The 18021-nt window shown below is 48.4% G+C and carries 13 protein-coding genes, 3 pseudogenes and 1 riboswitch; of the genes and pseudogenes, 3 read left to right on the top strand and 13 right to left on the bottom strand.

The features are described 5' to 3' along the window. Positions 1–16: 16 nt before the first annotated feature. The 13 genes and pseudogenes from JCM10914_RS19780 to JCM10914_RS19725 form a co-directional block, all read right to left on the bottom strand. Complete coding sequence (locus JCM10914_RS19780) at positions 17–1102, bottom strand: cell wall metabolism sensor histidine kinase WalK (RefSeq protein WP_023963979.1); 1086 nt, start codon at positions 1100–1102, stop codon at positions 17–19. After that, complete coding sequence (locus JCM10914_RS19775) at positions 1099–1791, bottom strand: response regulator transcription factor (RefSeq protein WP_023963978.1); 693 nt, start codon at positions 1789–1791, stop codon at positions 1099–1101. The genes JCM10914_RS19780 and JCM10914_RS19775 overlap by 4 nt, the downstream gene beginning before the upstream one ends. A 218-nt stretch (positions 1792–2009) precedes the next feature. Continuing rightward, complete coding sequence (locus JCM10914_RS19770; protein WP_023963977.1) at positions 2010–2912, bottom strand: SDR family oxidoreductase; 903 nt, start codon at positions 2910–2912, stop codon at positions 2010–2012. A 142-nt stretch (positions 2913–3054) separates the two neighbouring features. Then, positions 3055–4072 (bottom strand): annotated as a pseudogene (gene mglC, locus JCM10914_RS19765) (galactose/methyl galactoside ABC transporter permease MglC). Beyond that, positions 4069–5607 (bottom strand): sugar ABC transporter ATP-binding protein, encoded by a 1539-nt coding sequence (locus tag JCM10914_RS19760; RefSeq protein ID WP_023963974.1) that lies wholly within the window; start codon positions 5605–5607, stop codon positions 4069–4071. The pseudogene mglC and the gene JCM10914_RS19760 overlap by 4 nt, the downstream one beginning before the upstream one ends. A gap of 101 nt (positions 5608–5708) precedes the next feature. Continuing rightward, positions 5709–6735, bottom strand: a pseudogene (locus JCM10914_RS19755) (galactose ABC transporter substrate-binding protein). Positions 6736–6909: 174 nt separating this feature from the next. Further along, positions 6910–7929 carry a substrate-binding domain-containing protein gene (locus tag JCM10914_RS19750; RefSeq protein WP_148300236.1) on the bottom strand — a complete coding sequence of 340 codons (1020 nt, stop codon included), beginning with the start codon at positions 7927–7929 and terminating at the stop codon, positions 6910–6912. Next, on the bottom strand, positions 7926–9749 hold the full coding sequence (locus JCM10914_RS19745; protein ID WP_023963969.1) for a sensor histidine kinase: 1824 nt from the start codon (positions 9747–9749) through the stop codon (positions 7926–7928). Before JCM10914_RS19745 ends, JCM10914_RS19750 begins: the two co-directional genes overlap by 4 nt. A gap of 6 nt (positions 9750–9755) precedes the next feature. Further along, entirely contained in the window at positions 9756–9989 is a 234-nt protein-coding gene (locus tag JCM10914_RS30715; RefSeq protein WP_231638717.1) for an AraC family transcriptional regulator, read from the bottom strand. Between the two features lie 29 nt (positions 9990–10018). Continuing rightward, complete coding sequence (locus JCM10914_RS19740) at positions 10019–11380, bottom strand: response regulator (RefSeq protein WP_231638716.1); 1362 nt, start codon at positions 11378–11380, stop codon at positions 10019–10021. 226 nt (positions 11381–11606) lie between these two features. Next, complete coding sequence (locus tag JCM10914_RS19735; protein WP_023963966.1) at positions 11607–12965, bottom strand: MATE family efflux transporter; 1359 nt, start codon at positions 12963–12965, stop codon at positions 11607–11609. Between the two features lie 128 nt (positions 12966–13093). After that, entirely contained in the window at positions 13094–14272 is a 1179-nt protein-coding gene (gene purT, locus JCM10914_RS19730; RefSeq protein ID WP_081739851.1) for a formate-dependent phosphoribosylglycinamide formyltransferase, read from the bottom strand. A gap of 53 nt (positions 14273–14325) precedes the next feature. After that, a riboswitch (ZMP/ZTP riboswitch) is annotated at positions 14326–14406 on the bottom strand. Between the two features lie 59 nt (positions 14407–14465). After that, positions 14466–15344, bottom strand: coding sequence for a LysR family transcriptional regulator (locus JCM10914_RS19725; RefSeq protein WP_023963964.1), 879 nt, complete (start codon positions 15342–15344; stop codon positions 14466–14468). A gap of 115 nt (positions 15345–15459) precedes the next feature. On the opposite strand from JCM10914_RS19725, the pseudogene JCM10914_RS31960 reads away from it, so the two are divergent. From JCM10914_RS31960 to JCM10914_RS19715, 3 genes and pseudogenes are all read left to right on the top strand, one after another. Then, positions 15460–15573 (top strand): annotated as a pseudogene (locus tag JCM10914_RS31960) (4-hydroxy-tetrahydrodipicolinate synthase); the annotation flags it as partial. A gap of 56 nt (positions 15574–15629) precedes the next feature. Beyond that, positions 15630–16343 (top strand): dihydrodipicolinate synthase family protein, encoded by a 714-nt coding sequence (locus tag JCM10914_RS19720; RefSeq protein ID WP_370570267.1) that lies wholly within the window; start codon positions 15630–15632, stop codon positions 16341–16343. Positions 16344–16536: 193 nt separating this feature from the next. After that, positions 16537–17973, top strand: a complete 1437-nt coding sequence (locus JCM10914_RS19715) for a PAS domain-containing sensor histidine kinase (RefSeq protein WP_023963960.1) — start codon at positions 16537–16539, stop codon at positions 17971–17973. The last annotated feature ends 48 nt before the right edge of the window (positions 17974–18021 follow it).

The raw sequence follows: 18021 nt of genomic DNA, 5'->3' as shown, positions 1-18021 counted from the left end.
TTTGTTCCATCCCTCTTCATTCCTTAGGCAAGCGAATAAAGAAGGAGCTCCCATGCCCAGGCTGACCCTGATTCTGCGTCTCCGCCCAGACTTGACCGCCGTGAGCCTGAACGATCTGCCTTACGATCGCCAGCCCCATCCCGCTTCCGCCACTGTTCCGGCTTCGTGATTTGTCGCCTCTGTATAACCGCTCAAATATGTAGGGAAGATCCTCTGAGTGAATACCCTGACCGTTATCCTGAATCCGAATCATGATGTAATCTGCTTCTTCCTTTATTTGAACATGCACCCGGCCATGTTCAGACGTATAATGCAGCGCATTATTCAACAGATTCATCAGCACCTGCAGCAAGCGATCCGCGTCCACATGGATTAATACGGGTGTGGCTCCCTCAAACTGGAGATCGACCTTCTTCTCACTATACGCCGGATTCATCAATGCAATGGCCTGTTCGATGATACTATGAAGGTCGACTTCATTTCGATCCAATCGAAACTCGGGGGATTCCATATCGTGCAGATCCTCCAGCTCCGTAACGAGGTCAATCAGGCGATCAATTTCATGCAAACAGGTACGAAATCGTTCGGGTGCAGGCTCCCAAATGCCATCCTCCATCGCACGCGTATAACTCTTCAGCGTCGTTAGAGGAGTACGCAACTCGTGTGCGATGTCCTGTGTCATATTCCGTCTTAGTTGTTCCTGCTTCTGCAACTGCAAGGTAAGCTCATTCAGCGAAGCACCTAGTGCTGCGATTTCATCTTTCCCGCTGATGGTGACACGAACATCGCGATCTCCCTGCGTAATCGATTCAGCGGTCTCTTTCATATGCACAAGCGGTTTCGATATCCGTCTGGCTACATAGATGCCGATCATGGTTGCCAAAGCGATCGAGACAAGACATGTCAGAATAATCGACTGCAGCAAAGCTTGCTCCAAATGATGATTCAACTGCTCTGCCACATGCTGTTCTGCAGACTGTTGATAGTACATCTCAATGTGATAATGGTTCGTCATAATATTGATCATCGTAAACACGATTAATATGCCTGCCGTCATGCTGATCAGTACAACAGCCAGACGAATATCGAGTCGTGTTCTCATTCGGGCTCACCCCCGAAGCGATATCCAAACCCATACACCGTCACGATATACTTCGGTTCCTTCGGGTCCTCTTCTATTTTGTGCCTCAGATTTTTAATATGCTGATCTATAATGCGAACATCCCCCATGTAATCAAACCCGAGCACCCGTTCAACCAGCTCTTCGCGCGAGAAATTCCGCTGAGGATATTTGGCCAATAATAACAAGAGTTTGTATTCACTCGGGGTCAGATTAACAGGTTGTCCATGACAAGTCACCTCTCGCTTTAAAGAATTCACCGTAAATGCTCCGTTGTGATATACCATAACATCCGAGAGCAATTGCATATCATCAGACCTTCTCAGCACGGCATTGACCCTGGCCACCACCTCACGGGGATCGAACGGCTTAACAATATAATCATCAGCGCCCATGCCCAGGCCGGTAATTCGATGATGGTACGCCGATTTTGCCGTCAACATTAAGATCGGCACCGAACTGAATGCACGAATATCACGACAAATCTGCTCGCCCGTCATATCGGGCAGCATGAGGTCCAGCAGCATGAGATGCACGTTATGATCACGAAAAAGTTGGAAAGCTTGCGCCCCGTCTCCGGCTTCGAGCGTCCGAAAATTCTCCTGCTCCAGATAGGAAGCCAGTACTTCTCGAATATGGGGCTCATCATCCACGATTAGTATCGTCTTCATCAAGTTACTCTCCTTCGTCCTTTATAGGATAAGCTGTCAGGGCAGCATATGGTCTCTATCATCATTACATTGTAACGGAAACTTATGTAGAAGTAATGAGGGAGCTTTGGGGAGCGACTGGGCCAAATAGCAGATTTAGACGTAAAAAAACCGTTCTTGCGTGAAATGGCGTGATACCCACCATTTACGAAAGAACGGCTTCCTAGACGAGGTTCCCGTCAAGGCGTTGGTGAACCTCCGTTTGCATTCAGCGTCTCTCCACTGACATAGCTTGACTCCTGACTTGCCAGATACACGTAAGCCGATGCCATCTCGGCCGGCTGGCCCGATCTGCCCAGCGGCGTCTGCGAACCGAATGTTGCTAGAGCTTCCTCGGGTTGTCCTCCCGCCACTTGAAGCGGGGTCCATACAGGACCTGGTGCAACGACATTCACCCGGATTCCTTTGCTGCCTACTTGTTGGGCTAAGGCTTTGCTAAAGGTGTTGATGGCTGCTTTCGTTGTTGCGTAATCAAGCAAAATCGGGGACGGCTTGTACGCCTGGATCGAGGAGGTGTTGATAATGGAACCCCCCGGCTTCATATGCTTGACGGCAGCCTTGTTGAGCCAGAACATGGAATACACATTCGTTCGGAATGTCGCATCGAACTGCTCGGTTGTCAAATTCGCTATGTCTTCCACATACTGCTGCTTACCCGCCACGTTAGCCAGGATATCGATACCGCCCAGTTGCTCTACGGCGGCGGTGATCAGTTTCTCGCAGTAGGCTTCATCCTTCAGATCACCTGGAATGGCGATCGCCGTGCGACCAGCTTCTTTAATCAGCTTCACAACTTCCTGAGCATCCACTTCCTCCTCAGGTAAATAAGACAGTACCACATCTGCACCTTCGCGGGCAAAAGCAATCGCAGCCGCTCGTCCAATGCCGCTATCTGCACCCGTTACGACGGCTTTACGGCCGGATAATCGTCCTGTTCCCCGGTAACTCGTCTCGCCGCAATCCGGGATCGGCTTCATTTCCTTCTGAATGCCAGGCTCTGGTTGCTGCTGCTTCCATTCCGGACCGGCTTGCGGGTATTGTGTGGTTGGGTCTTGTTTCGTATATTGATCTTGATCAGACATGATTACTGCTCCTCCTCTTGTTCAGATCATAAATCTATTCATCGATTACAATGGAGAGTTGACTCTTTGTTAATGTAACCGTTAGATCCTTGATCTAAACGAGGACAAGCCGCAGGATCTACTCCGGCGGCTAAACGTTCAGTTATTTTTTCACCATATACTTTCGAATATCAAAGGCAACCGCAGCAACGATAATCAATCCTTTGATAATCAATTGCCAATAAGGACTAACGCCGATGAAGGTTAAGCCGTAATTGATGACGCCGAAGATAAGCACGCCAGCCATAACGCCTGGAACCGTCCCAATCCCTCCTGCGGTTGACACGCCGCCCACGACGCAAGCTGCAATCGCATCAAGCTCATACATATTACCATAGTTATTGGTCGCGCCACCGGTTCGGGCTGCCTCAAGCACCCCTGCAATCCCATACAGTGCACCCGAGATGGCATAAATCGCAATCAGATTGCGGGCCACGTTAATGCCCGATACGTGTGCGGCCTGCACGTTGCCGCCAATCGCGTACATATTCTTGCCGAGCCGGGTTTTATTAAATATCACCCAACAGATGAACGCCACAGCGACCGCGATCAGAACGATGTAAGGAAGTGAATACCCGCCACCGAAGTCAATATAACCACTGCCCCATATTGTGAAATCGTCTCGCAAGCCGCCAATAGGCTGAGATTGATTCGGCTCCATGTTGAAGTAAATCGAATTCACACCGTAAATACCGACCATGGTACCCAATGTGGCAATAAAAGGCGGTACGTGCAGTTTGGCTACAATAAACCCGTTAATCAGACCGACCAGAAGCCCGGCAAAGATCCCGATGAGAATTGGGACACCTACCCATATTTGCGGTAGATCGGGAAAGAAACGATTCGTATAGATATCAATCTGCAGCATGGAAGCCGACACGACCGCGGTCAGACCAACCACACGTCCAGCGGATAAATCCACCCCCCCGGTAATAAGAATGAAGGCCGCACCTAACGCAATGATTAATCGTAGATGATTGCTGTAATATGTCCCTTAAGGTAGAGAACGCCAGGAAGTTAGGGTCTGCTACAGCAATGCCAATCACGAGCAATATGAGCACTACAAAGATGGCTCGCTGGGCCAAATAGTCTTTCACTTTCACGATGACTTGCGGATTCATCTCATTTCCCCTCCTGTGTCAGCTACCCGCTGCTGTGCGGCAAGCCTCATGATCTCCTCTTCACTTGCTTCGTGTCCTTGCAGAATTCCGGTTAGACGTCCTTCGCTCATGACCATGATCCGATCGGACATTCCTATAAGCTCGGGCATCTCGGAGGAAATCATGATGATGCTCTTTCCCTGTAAAGCTAACTGCGTAATAATGGAATAGATTTCATACTTGGCACCCACGTCGATCCCGCGAGTCGGTTCATCCAGAAGCAGAATCTCGGGTTCAGTCAGCAGCCATCTCGCGAGCAGCACCTTTTGCTGGTTGCCCCCTGATAAATTTCTGATCTGGGTTGCAACGGATGGCGTTTTCGTGCGGAGCTTCTCCACGTTTGTCTTAGCATCTGCCATACCATTGCGTTCATTTAGCAGGAAAGCCCAGTTCTCATACCGTTTCAGATTCGCAATGACCGTATTGTCATAGACGGAGAGCACCGGGAATATCCCGGTAGCCCTTCGTTCTTCCGTTAATAAAGCCATATGATTGCGCTTGGCATCGGAGGGAGATTTGATCTTGACTTCCTTGCCGTCTATCCGGATTGAACCCGAAAAGATAGCTCTCAGCCCGAACATCGCCTCGATCAGTTCGGTCCGCTGGGCGCCAACCAATCCGCCGATCCCCAGAATCTCGCCTCTGCGCAATTCAAAAGTAATTTCCTGAAACGAATGGGGATCCACAGAACTTAACTGATTGACCTGCATTCGCGGCTCGCCTGGAACATGTGTCCGTTCCGGATAACGATTCGTCAGATCTCTTCCTACCATGCGCGTGATGATCAGATCGGTCGTTAATTCATCGGCCGACCACGTCCCGACATACTTTCCGTCCCGCATGATCGTCACATCGTCCGATATTCTCAAGATCTCTTCCATCTTGTGCGAGATATAGATAATCGAAACACCCTGTGACCTTAATCTATTAACAATGCTGAACAAGTGCTCGACTTCATGACCGGTCAAGGATGACGTCGGTTCGTCCATGACAATTACCTTGGCGTGATACGATACGGCTTTCACAATCTCAAGCGATTGAATCTTGGAGACGGATAGCGAGCCTGCTGTCGCCCTTGGATCGATATCGATGTCTAATTCTCGGAACAAACGCAGGGTATCTTCCTCCATCTGCCTTTCACTCACGAATTTGAGCGGCCAGAACCCGAACATGGGAAAGCGACCGAGCCATATATTCTCCATCACATTGCGGAAAGGAATCGGGTAAAGCTCCTGATGAATCATCGAGATGCCGTGATTCAACGCATCTCTGGAGTTCTGAATCACAACCGATTGGCCGTTCAGCACAATCTCGCCTTCATCTGGCTTATAGATTCCGAATAGACACTTCATCAATGTTGATTTGCCGGCTCCATTCTCACCCATCAACGCATGAACGGTGCCTGGTCGTAGTCTGAATGTAACGTCGTTTAACGCTTGAACGCCTGGAAATGCTTTGGATATATTGCGCATCTCCAGCACGTAAGGCTCCTCCATCTTTGATGCCCCCTTCGCTGCCGGATTCGAAATTTAGATTTATGCGATATACAAAGGGGCAACGGTACAAACGGCCGCTGCCCCTTCATTAGACTCCGTTATTATTTTGCGTCGGCGATATTGTCCTTCGTTATTTTTTTGTACGCGATCCAGACATATTTTCCGTCCGTAATATCAAACCCGGTGTTATCTTTATTCGGCGTTTCTCCCTTGGATAGTGCCGCGGCAATAGCTACAGAAGCCTTCCCTTGACTCTTGGCATCGTTCAGAACCGTTCCAAGCAGCGTGCCATCCTCCAGGGCTTGAATTGCTGGCGCTGTGGCGTCCACCCCAACCACTGGTATGAATTTATCGCCTGTGAAATAACCGGCTGCCTTCAAAGCTTCAATCGCGCCAAGAGCCATGTCATCATTATTAGCCAGCACAGCTTCAATCTTGTCGCCATGGGATGCAAGGAATGCCTGCATCTTCTCTTGGCCCTTCACTCGATCCCACATCGCTGTATCTACCGCAAGCGCTTCGACTTCAATGCCGGCGTCTTGAATCGCCTGCACCGAGAATTTCGTGCGCAGTTCCGCATCCTGATGTCCCGGTTCACCTTGCAGAAGCACATATTGCAGCTTGCCATCTCCATTCTTGTCTGCAGAAGGATTTGCTTTCCAATAGTCAACAATAAGCTGACCGGAAATCGTGCCGGATTCCTCTGCCTTTGCCCCGACATAATAGACTTTATCCCACTTGTTCATATCCTCCGCTATCGGCTCCCGATTCAAGAAGACAACCGGCGTGTTCGCTGCTTTCGCTTTGTCAATGAGTACTCCGGCAGCTGTTCGATCCACCGGGTTGATGATCATGGAGTTGTACTTCTTCGAGATGAACAGATCGATCTTCTCATTCTGGGTCGGCTGCGCATTCTGACTATCCACAATATCAAGCTTGGGCTACGCCGTTCGATGCATCGGTCATTGCGTTTCGTACACCCGTCATGAACGTATCGTCAAATTTATAGATAGCTACTCCAATTTGAGGCGTATCCCCATTCGCCGCTCCGTTTCCCTTATCCCCGCTTCCAGTTGCACTGCTGCCACCGTTATTACAAGCCGCCGTAGTCAGCAGGATGCCTGTCATAAGAACAAACAACCATTTCTTTTTCACTTGGGTTGACCTCCCTGATTCCTCGATAATCAATGATATGAACGGTACATCACTCTCCGTCATTCACTGTCTACCGCCATTATGACGTAATGATGGAACGTTTCGAATTCAAAATTCTCATCCTTTATAGCAAAATCCTCATCATTTTCATTTCACAAACGGGAAGAGCACCTTCTGATTGTCCATCCAGAACATGTTATCCGCATCGATAACCTTAGTCTCCAATACGACGGGCTTATCGTACCTCCATCCATCAAGCACCTTCACCGCCTGCTCTATTCCGAGATAGCCCGTGCTGAACCCGTTCTGAACGACCAAAGTATGGATGATGCCGTCTTGAAGCATCTGCAACTGCTTCAGATCGCTGCCAAAGGTCACGATCTTGGTCTCCCCTTGTTCTTTGCGTCTCACAACCTCTTGAGCCGCTCCTAATGATGCCTGGATATCCAGCGCCAACAGACCATCGATCCCGCCCTGGTCGAGCAGTTGCTTCGCAGCTTGCCAACACGCGTCCTCCCGTTTACCGCAAGCTGCTCCATCCACCAACGTAATACCGCTCATCTCGCCTAGTACACTCTTAGCGCCTTGTTCCCGAGCGATTAAATCCGGATCCGCTCGATCGGAACGCAGTATAGCAACAACACCGTCTTGATCAAGCAGCTCAGCCAGCTGTTGGCCAGCTTTACGCCCGGCATCATTGTTATTGATGGCTATGGCAGCCATAACACCCGGGAGCATCCGCTCATCATTCAATACGATGACCGGCGTATCCAATTGCTGAGCATGCTGACTAAGCTCTTGCAATACTTCCTCTGAGGCTGGATCGATCAGAATGGCTGCTGTGCCCTTGTCCAGTGCAACCATAGCCGCCGCCAACTGTTCAGCCGCATCGTCGCTCGATTCTAAAGAGATATAATCCAGTTGATAACCGTATTCTTTCGCAGCGGCTTCAGCGCCTAATCGAATCGCATCACCTTGTTCTTCGGCGTGCACAGGCGCAACCAGTGTCATATGCGGCAATGTACGCGTCACATCTTCGGCAGAATCCGCACGACAAGCAGAGAGAAGAATCGCTAACATAGCGATGCCTAGAAGTACTGCATATCCGGCTGTACCGATTGACTTGAGATGGCTGTGAATGATTCGTTCTGTGCATCGCATCATCATTCGTCTCCTCCCTTCTCGTGATCGTGAATGACAGGTATGCGGACTCGAACGGTGGTCCCCTCTTCGAGCTCGCTTTCAAATTCCAACCCGTAGGACATCCCGTAATAGATCTGGATTCGATCATGTACATTTCGAACAGCTACACCGGAACCCGCCGTATTGATGAACCTCTCCGGTGGACGCTTAGGCTCTTGATCCAGGATGGACTCGACCTGCTCCGCTGTCATGCCAACCCCATTATCCGTAACCGTCAATTCCAATACATCATCCATAACTGCTGCTCTGATCGTGATATGTCCCTGATCTACCAGATACTCAATACCATGCACGATGGCATTCTCGATTAGCGGCTGCAAGACGAGCTTAAGGGTGTAACATGCCCGGGAAGCGTCATCCGCATCAATCTGAAAATCAAACCTCTGTTTGAAGCGCATCTGCTGGATCGTTAAATAATGCCGTGCGTGTTCCAGTTCTTCCTCTACGCTGATCGTCGTTTTCCCTTTACTTAGACTCAAGCGGAACAACTTGGAAAGGGACGTGATCATCGTGATGACATCCTCCTTCTTGCTCTGACCTACCATTCGCACCACGGAATTAAGCGTATTATAGAGAAAATGCGGGTTAATCTGTGCTTGGAGCGCTTCGAATTCGTACTTTCGTTTGGACTCCTGCTCCTTCACAATTTGCAGCATAAGCTGGCGAATCTTATGAACCATCAGATTAAAGCGACTCGACAGTTGAATCACTTCAAGCGGTCCTTCAAGCGGAAGTTCGACGTTGAAATCCCCCCGTTCCACCGCTTTCATTGTCCTCCCCATACGACGTATAGGCCGGGTCAACATGGTGGACAGGATCATCGAAATCACAATCGCAAGCACAAGTACGATGACAACCACCTGAATCAAATAGCGGTTGACTTCTTCCCGCGTTGTCATCATCTCATCCAGGTAGGATACACCAACAATCTTCCAACCGATATTCACAACGGATTTGACCGTATTCAATCGCTTGACTCCCGCCGACTCGTCGATGTAGCTGTTGGAGGAAGTTAAGGCTTTCTCGACACTCTCATTGCGGAGTCCCATGTACAGCAACTGCTGCTGTGGATGGTATACGATATTACCTGCGCCTTCGTCGATAATATAGGCATAGCCCTTTTTACCAAGGCTGATGCGGCTGCTCAACTCATCGATCTTCTTGAAATTGATATCAACCAACAAGATGACGTACATCGGCTCACCGTTATGAATTACCGTAATGCCTTTGCTCATCGTCACGACCCATTTAAAGGTGTTATCGTACAGGTTCTGAACATGGGGCAAAGAAAAACTAAGATGGTTTGACACCCTCATCGCAGAATGAAACCAGCTCTGTTCGGTAATTCTGGCACTTGCTTTCAAGGGGAGCTCAGGGTGATTTCGCAGCATATCTCCTTCTTCATTGAAGAGAGCAATCGATACAATGTCGTCCCGACTTCTCATAATCGTATCCAGCTGTTTGGTAACTTCTTCGTCATCCCACTGCCCGTCTGCCAGCATATTTTCTTCAATCGCCCGATAAAGCTGTGCCATACCATCCACATAATCCTCCAGGTTATAACTAACCTGATCCACGATCTGTTGCGCATTCAGATATACGCTCTGCTCCGCTGAGCGAGAGAACTTGTTGAAGAGAAGCACGGCTACAACCACAACAATCAACAAGATAAACGCCGAGAAGGACCACATAATGATCGATTGAATGCTGTATGCACGAAATCTTCTTACGAAACGTTGGGACATTTTGGGGACACTTAGGAACCTCGTATAGGTGGTCTTCATCCTCGCTTACCCCCTCATCTGTGCCCGATATTCCTTCGGGGATATCCCGGCTTGTTTCTTAAAGCAGAAGCTGAAGTAATTAGGATCGGCATAACCGACGCGTTCAGCGATTTCGAAGGCCTTCAGATCAGATGAACGAAGCAGCTCTTTGGCCATCTCCATCCGTATCTGCATCACATATTGCCCGTAGGTCATCTTAGTCTCTCGTTTGAATACACCGCTGAAGTAGCCCGCGCTAATATGTAAATGTGCACACAGCTTCTGAAGCGTTAGCTCTGGTTGACCATAGTTCTCCCTCGTATAGGAAATGGCCTTTGCACGATATCCTTGTATGTGTGCTGACGCGTACTCACGATCTGTCTACGGATCATTAACCCGATATCAAGCAGCCCTGCCTTCGCCTCTGGAATCCCCGAGAATTTAAAAATCTCCGCATGCAATTGAAATCCTGGACCGAATAAATCCTCCAATTCAATTCCCGATTCTTTTGCTGTTCTCAGCACAGTTGTGACGACTTCAAGCAAATAGATCTGAACCTCATGTATTGTGCATGAAATACCAATCAGTTCATCAAAAATGCGTGATATCGAATTCGTTAATTCCTCCTCTGTTCCGAGCTTCAGGCTGCGAATCAGCGTCTGTTCCTTAAGTTCATCCAACCGGATGCCCTCCTGCCTGGGCTGTTCAACATCATCAATATAAATCACCTTCTCAGCTCCAAGCACCAGACGATAATCCAGTGCCAGCAATGCATCCTGGTACGATAATTTCAATTCGGACAAGTCCCTGACTCTGGAGCCAACCCCTATGGTGACGAACAATTTCAAGTAATGGTGAATGTTTTTTAATAATCGGTTCAATGTAACCTGAACGTGTTCTAGCCATGCGGCAGCAGCACCATCCTGATTCATAAACAAGAGCACGATGTTATCCTGGTATATGAATGCGCTTCCAAGCGATAAGGAACCAAGCGAATCCTTCGCAATATTCAAAATGGCATGCAGCATCAAATCTAGATCCCCTGAATCGCGAAGCGAGCTTCCGGAAGCCTCTTCATCGAGGAGAGCTGAAGGATAAACGGCTATCACCGCCGTCAAATAGCAACCCCCTCCTAGCGTTAGTCCGTACTTCCGCATCTTCTCTTCGATGATGGTGCGGGGAAGTTTTCTGGTTAGCAGCGAAGCTAGAAATGATTCGCGCAACAAGGGCAGACTTGTACGATAATGCTCCTTCAAATGACGAATATCCTCTCGTTCCACAAGTTCCGTATCCATTCGGTCTTTGATTCTTCGCAGAAGATCTGTGAAGCTGTCTGCCGAGAACGGCTTGAGCAGATATTCATCCACACTAAGCGTTATCGCCTGTCGGGCATAATCAAATTCATCATATCCGGTCAAAATGACAATCTTGCAAAGTGGCTGATGCTCTCTGATCCAGGCAGCCAGTTGAAGCCCATCAAGAAATGGCATACTGATATCCGTAATAACCACATCCGGTTCCAATCGTTCGGCAAGGTCGGAAGCTTCCCTTCCATTCTCTGCTGTACCTATCACTGCAAATCCACACGATTCCCAATCAATCTCCTGCACGAGGCCTTCTCGAACATCGGCTTCGTCATCAACCAACAGCACTTTATACAATGTAACCCCTCCTGCAATTCCCTTATTATGGGCGAACTGGATTTAATCTGATCTTACTCTGTTTCATTCGAATAAGGAATGTCTTACTTTTACGTTTTTTACTGCATAAAAAAAGAACGGATCACGTCCCTTGGTCATACAGATAAGTTTCTGTTATGACAAGATACGGATTCGTTCTTCGATTCATGTTTATGATTTTATGTTATGCTCGCTAATGCTACGCTTCGGCCGCTGTTGGTGCAGGCTTTGGCATGGCCGTCAGCTTCCGCATGCTCATGTAATACGCAATTCCGAGCGGGATGACCGCACCGACCCAGGCCAAGGGGTTCGCCAGACTTGCTCCAAGAAAGCCAATCTGTGCCGTCAGGAAGATAGCAGCCAGAACCCTCATAATGAGTTCCATGATCCCCGCAACGGTTGGAATGAAGCTCTGTCCAAGTCCTTGTAGCGTGAAACGGTAAATGAACAGCAAGGATAACAGCAAATACGTACTGCCGTTTGAGATAAAATAGAGACGACTATAGTTCAAAATGTCCTCATGACCTTGACCAACGAATAACGTAACGGCAGCCGGGCCGGCCAGAATCACTAACAGTCCCACCACGATACTGAATGAGCCGGAAAGCCAGATGCATTGTCTAACTCCGAGCCGGATGCGTTCGATCTGATTCGCTCCATAGTTCTGAGCCGCAAAAGTGGCCATCGTGATTCCGAACGAACTCATCGGCATCGTCGCCAGCATATCGATCTTCTGTGCTGCGGTGTATGCAGCAACCGCCGTTGCGCCGAGTCCATTAAGGGTAATCTGCAGAATAATAGCTCCGATAGCGATTATCGATGCCTGGAATCCCATTGGAAAGCCTACCCACATATGCTTGCCGATGAATTTCCAATCGATGGACCAATCGGCGTTCTTTAGTTGAAGGAGTGGTACCTTCTTATGGATGTAGATCATGCAGAGCAGGCAGGAGAACAGTTGAGACACAACCGTTGCCAACCCAACGCCACCCAGTCCCATTTTGAACACCAGAATAAATAACAGGTCTAGAATAATGTTAAGGATGCTCGCCAGCATCAGAAAGAATAACGGAGTCCTGCTGTCTCCCAATGCCCGCAACAGATTCGCAAGCAGGTTAAACAGTACCGCTGCCCCGACACCCCAGTTAATTACGATCAGGTAAGAATAAGCGTCGTCGATGATTTCTGCGGGCGTATTCATCATAACCAGCACCGGTCGCGTAAATATCACACTGACGATGGTCAGGAAGATGCTGAATACAAGACTGATCCATATACTCGTACCCACGCTTTTACGTACGCCGGCTATATCCTTGGCCCCGTAGCGTTGTGCCGTTATAATCGATAAGCCTGCCGTCAAGCCTTGCGCAAACCCGATAACAAAGAACAGAATACTTCCTGTCGAGCCTACTGCTGCAAGGGCGTCGACACCGATGGTACGCCCTACGATCAACGTATCCGCCATATTGTAAAATTGCTGAAACATGTTGCCGATTAATAACGGGATGGTGAACATCACGATCAACTTAATCGGGCTGCCTTGTGTCATGTCTTTCATGTAGATTCTCCTATGCCATGATGATCGCTTATATCTCTATATAAGTATGATTCCAGTGTATCTTATCATGAAAGAGCCCAGAATGGTTCAAAAATGTTCAGACAGCAATGTGGAACACCATTTTCATCTCAAACCTCTTCTACCTGCAGCATATCGAGTGCTTGCTTGGCACGTGAACGAGCTTCTTCCACATCACCTGCAGTGGATAGAGCTACGGCAACCCGCCGCCCGATCTTGGTTACAGGCTTACCGAAGATTCGAAGCTGTGTGTTCGAAACCGCTAGTGCCTGCGCAGCGCCTGATATCTTGTAATTCTCAAGTTCTCCCGGCGCTTTCAGAGGTCGACTTGCCCCCGGTGCGATAAGCTCAATCTCCGGGATTGGATATCCCAAAATCGCGCGTACGTGGAGAGCGAATTCGGACAGATTTTGTGTAACCAGCGTTACCAATCCAGTATCATGCGGCCGTGGGGATACTTCGCTAAAGTATACTTTATCTTCCGTCAGGAATAGCTCAACGCCGAACAATCCGTAACCGCCAAGCTCGTCGGTAACCGTCTTCGCAATGAACTTTGCCTCTTCGATTTGTTGCTCTGACATCGGATGCGGTTGCCAGGACTCGACATAGTCCCCACTCTCCTGAATATGACCGATGGGTGCGCAGTAACTGGTGCCGTCTACAGAGCGTACTGTTAGCAAGGTAATCTCGGACTGAAATGTGATGAACTCCTCAATAATCACTCGGCCATTTTGAACGCGCCCACCTTCCATAGCGATATTCCAGCATGTTTCAATCTCGCTCTCCGAGCGGCAAACGCTCTGACCTTTACCTGAAGAGCTCATCAAAGGCTTGATTACGCATGGATATCCCATGTCCTGCACCGCAGCCACGAATTCCTCGTACGTATTCGCAAACCGATAGCCCGCTGTAGGCAGTCCAAGTGTCTCGGAAGCAAGTCTCCGTATCCCTTCGCGATCCATGGTCAGCTTAGCCGCTCTTGCCGTCGGAATCACGCGAAACCCCTCTTCTTCCAGCTTCACCAGTTCTGAGGTCGCAAGCGCTTCGATTTCCGGTACGATGAGATCCGGCTGCTCCTGTTCAATAATCTCGCGCAGTTTCGCTCCCTCCAGCATATCGATCACGTAATGACGGTCCGCCACGTGCATGGCAGGCGCATCCGCGTAACGATCCACGGCTACCGTCTCCACCCCCAACCGCTGAGCCTCAATGATGACTTCTTTCCCAAGTTCTCCCGATCCAAGCAGCATTAATTTGGTCGTGTTCAACATTGTGCATGTCCCCTTCATTGTCATGTCTTGTTCACGAAAATAATAAAGAGGTAAGGGAAATAAACTTCCCTTACCTCTGCCCAGGCGTACGGCCGTTGTCATCTACGTGCTCCCTCATGGTTACCCATGCAGCGCCAGTCACACATAAATCTATACATTGTTAGCTAAATCATACTGAATCTCTCTATGAAATGCAATATCGCAATCGGCTTCATTCCGGCTCGGCCATCATCCTGTCCATCAATTCTTGCTGTGCATGAGAGACCCACTTCTTAGGATGAATAACCATCATAATGTCTAATTGAATTTCAGAGTGCGTAAAAGGCAGCACGGATAGTTCTCCACGCTTAATCTCTTGATCAACGACCATCTGCGGGAGCAAGGCGATTCCTGTGCCCGACATCACGTATCGTTTAATTGATTCGGGATTGCCTAATTCTATACCTATTCGAACGGGAATATGATGAGCACGAAGCAGCTTTTCCAACATGATACGGTAATTACAGCCGTCCTCAGGTAGAATCCACTCTGCCTCGCGTAAATGTTCAAGTTCTATGCTGGAATATCGCAATAAAGGGTGCTGGGGATTCCCGATCAGGAGCAGCGGCTCGTTACGAATCGTAATCCAGCGCAAGGATGAGTCTATATGATGTTGACCTAACATAAGCCCAATATGATAGTTCCCTCGACTGATTTTCTCCATTATATGATCTTCGCGATCTGGTTGCAGGCGTATGGAGAGATTGCCGTACTTCCTCTTCAACTCATGAATAATGGGTGGCAAATAATAGGCAGCCAGAGAATCGATGGTACCTATGCTTAGTGTACCTCCACCTTGTTTGGCCAGCGATTCCTTCGACTGCTGATATAAATCCAATATCTGATTGGCGTATTGTAATAGCTCTTCTCCAGCCATCGTTAGGCGCAACCCTCTGCCGTATCGCTCGAACAACTTCACGCCGTATTCCTTCTCAAGCTTCTGGATTTGAGTAGTTACACTCGATTGCGCATAATCCAATTCTTCCGCTGCCCTCGTGAAGCTCTGCCGGAGAGCCACTTCTCGAAATGTCTGTAGATAAGTAAGCTCCATACTGATCAGCACCTCTCATCAATATTATTGATATTAGAGATCGAATACTATAGATAATATCGATTCGTGATTTGTGATAAATTATAACCAAATTCATCAGATCGGAGGAAACAACATGTTAAATGAACATGATTTACAAGGGATTTATGTGCCCGTGGTTTCACCTTTTACAGATGAGGGGTTATTAGATTTGGCATCCTACCGCACCTATATAAGGAACATTGTCTCCCGTGACATCCAGGGGCTGGTTATTAACGGTACGACAGGGGAATCCCCAACGGTGACGTGGATGAAGTCGCCCAGATGGTCTTGGCCGCGCGAAAAGTCATGGATGAGTGTAAAGCAAGCCTCCCCATCGTCGTCGGTACAGGTACGAATGACACCATGTCCAGCGTGCAGCGTACCGAAGCCGCGGCAGCCTTAGGAGCCGATGCGGTTCTGGTGGTTACACCCTATTATAGCAGACCGTCTGATAGCGGTATTATCGAGCATTTTCGGCGAATTGCAGCTGTCGGAATTCCCGTCATCCTCTACGAGGTCCCGCTACGTACTGGAATCGCATTATCCGTTGATACGATACGCAGGGTATTAGATATTCCAGGGATCATTGGTATGAAGGATAGCACACTCACCATGCAGCTTATGGAACAACTTGCAGTTTATGATACGAAGCCGATTCTATGTGGCCATGATCTACATTTTCACGATATGCTCGTTCGAGGAGCTGCTGGAGGTATACTTGCCACCGCGAATTGGAATACCGACGCATTTTCCCGTGTATATCAATTCATCAAGCTTGGTCATTACCCACAAGCCGAGCAGCAATTCAGTTCCATTCGTCCTTTCCTTGAATTGCTAACTCAAGAATCGAATCCAGCCCCTATGAAATGGTTGTTAAAACACGGTGGAATGATCGCTACAGACACGCTTCGACTTCCCATGACTCCCATCTCCGAGGAACTAAAGTTAAAATTAACAAACATGATGCATAAATTTTAACCCACTTCCATCAAGATCCGACTGAAACTGGATATCGAATCCATGTACTGCTTTACGAGTTCGACAACCCTATCTGAGATGATATCTTGTTGCAGGTGAAATCGTATTCATTCTTCCAATTGATGAAATAGAATCCCGAGCATATAATATGGGTAAATTGCATCCTTAACGATATGTGAAGGGAGAGGCTTGAGTGCTGTCCAATTCAAATCCTGGTTTTGTTTTTGAACATGCTATGAATGGAATGGCGATTGTATCCTATGAAGGGACGATACTTAAAGTCAATGCTGCATTATGTAAACTCCTTGGTTATTCGCAAGCGGCTCTCATTTCAGGAGACGTGAACGATCAGAGCATCCATGATCTATGGGATCAAATATCGCATCGAATTCGTAACCTTACTGAGTCCGATCAGCATGAGTTGCAATCCTTCGAGACCACCTGTTCGCGCAAGTCCCTTTCACCCTTAAAATTAGCCGTTCACATGCAAGCGATACAACACGAACATGCCATGTCTTCCAGTTATCTGATTCAATTCACAGATCAAACACCACTTGATCTGATGCGGCATAAGTTAGAGCAGCAAAACAACACACTCATGGAATTAAACGACTCCTACCAACAATTACTAGATCAACTGCCCTTGGCCGTACTTATCACTAGGAAAGGCATTGTGCAATATACAAACCCCGCAGGGTTGCGATTAGTCAAGGCCGGGCAGCTCAGCGATGTGTTGGGAATGTCCACGAACACGATTGTCGATGCTTCCTCTCACCAAGATCTTTTTGATCGGCGACAGCGATACGCTGAAGTTTCTACGCTAGGTGAGATTACCTACGTCATTCGTTGCCTGGACGGCCAACAGAAAGTAGTGCACGGCTTCAGCTTCATCATTACTCATGAAGGAGAGAAAGCGGTCATTGGTGTCTTCAAAGACATAACGGAACAACGTATTGAAGAAGACCGGATCATGCAATCCGAGCGACTTACGACGGCAGGGCAGCTAGCGGCCGGCATTGCGCACGAGATTCGCAATCCGCTGACCTCCATTAATGGTTTTCTCAAATTGTTGCGCTCCGGGGAGCGCAGCAGTCCGCTCTATTTCGATATTATTGAATCGGAGCTGAAGCGAATCGAGCTGATCGTAAACGAACTTCTCGTGCTATCCAAGCCTCAAACTGCCCATATAAGTGGACCGATTGATGTATTCGCCATGCTGGAGCAGATTATTACCTTGATGAAGGTACAAGCGGCCCTGAAAGATATTGAGATCATCCCACACTATCCGATCACCCCTGTGACTATCCGAGGCGAAGTGAATCAGCTCAAGCAAGTATTCATAAATCTGTTGAAAAATGCGCTGGAAGCCATGACGCACGGTGGTATCATCACCATTGATATTCAGCAGATAGGCCAAGATGTACAGATTATCGTCAAAGACCAAGGGGTTGGCATGACTCCGGAACAGATGAAATCATTGGGAGAGCCGTTCTATACTACCAAAGATAGCGGGACTGGTCTAGGCTTGATGATCACGAAGAACATTATACATAACCATGGCGGTACACTTGACGTCTTCAGCATACCCGAACAAGGAACAACGTTCACCATCCATCTGCCATCTCTCTAACGGATAAAAAACCGCCTGCAACAGTAACGTTGCCGGCGGTTATGTTAT

Source organism: Paenibacillus sp. JCM 10914 (assembly GCF_001315105.1).
Classification (GTDB): Bacteria; Bacillota; Bacilli; order Paenibacillales; family Paenibacillaceae; genus Paenibacillus_AQ.
This window is presented reverse-complemented; position numbering and strand designations above follow the sequence as displayed.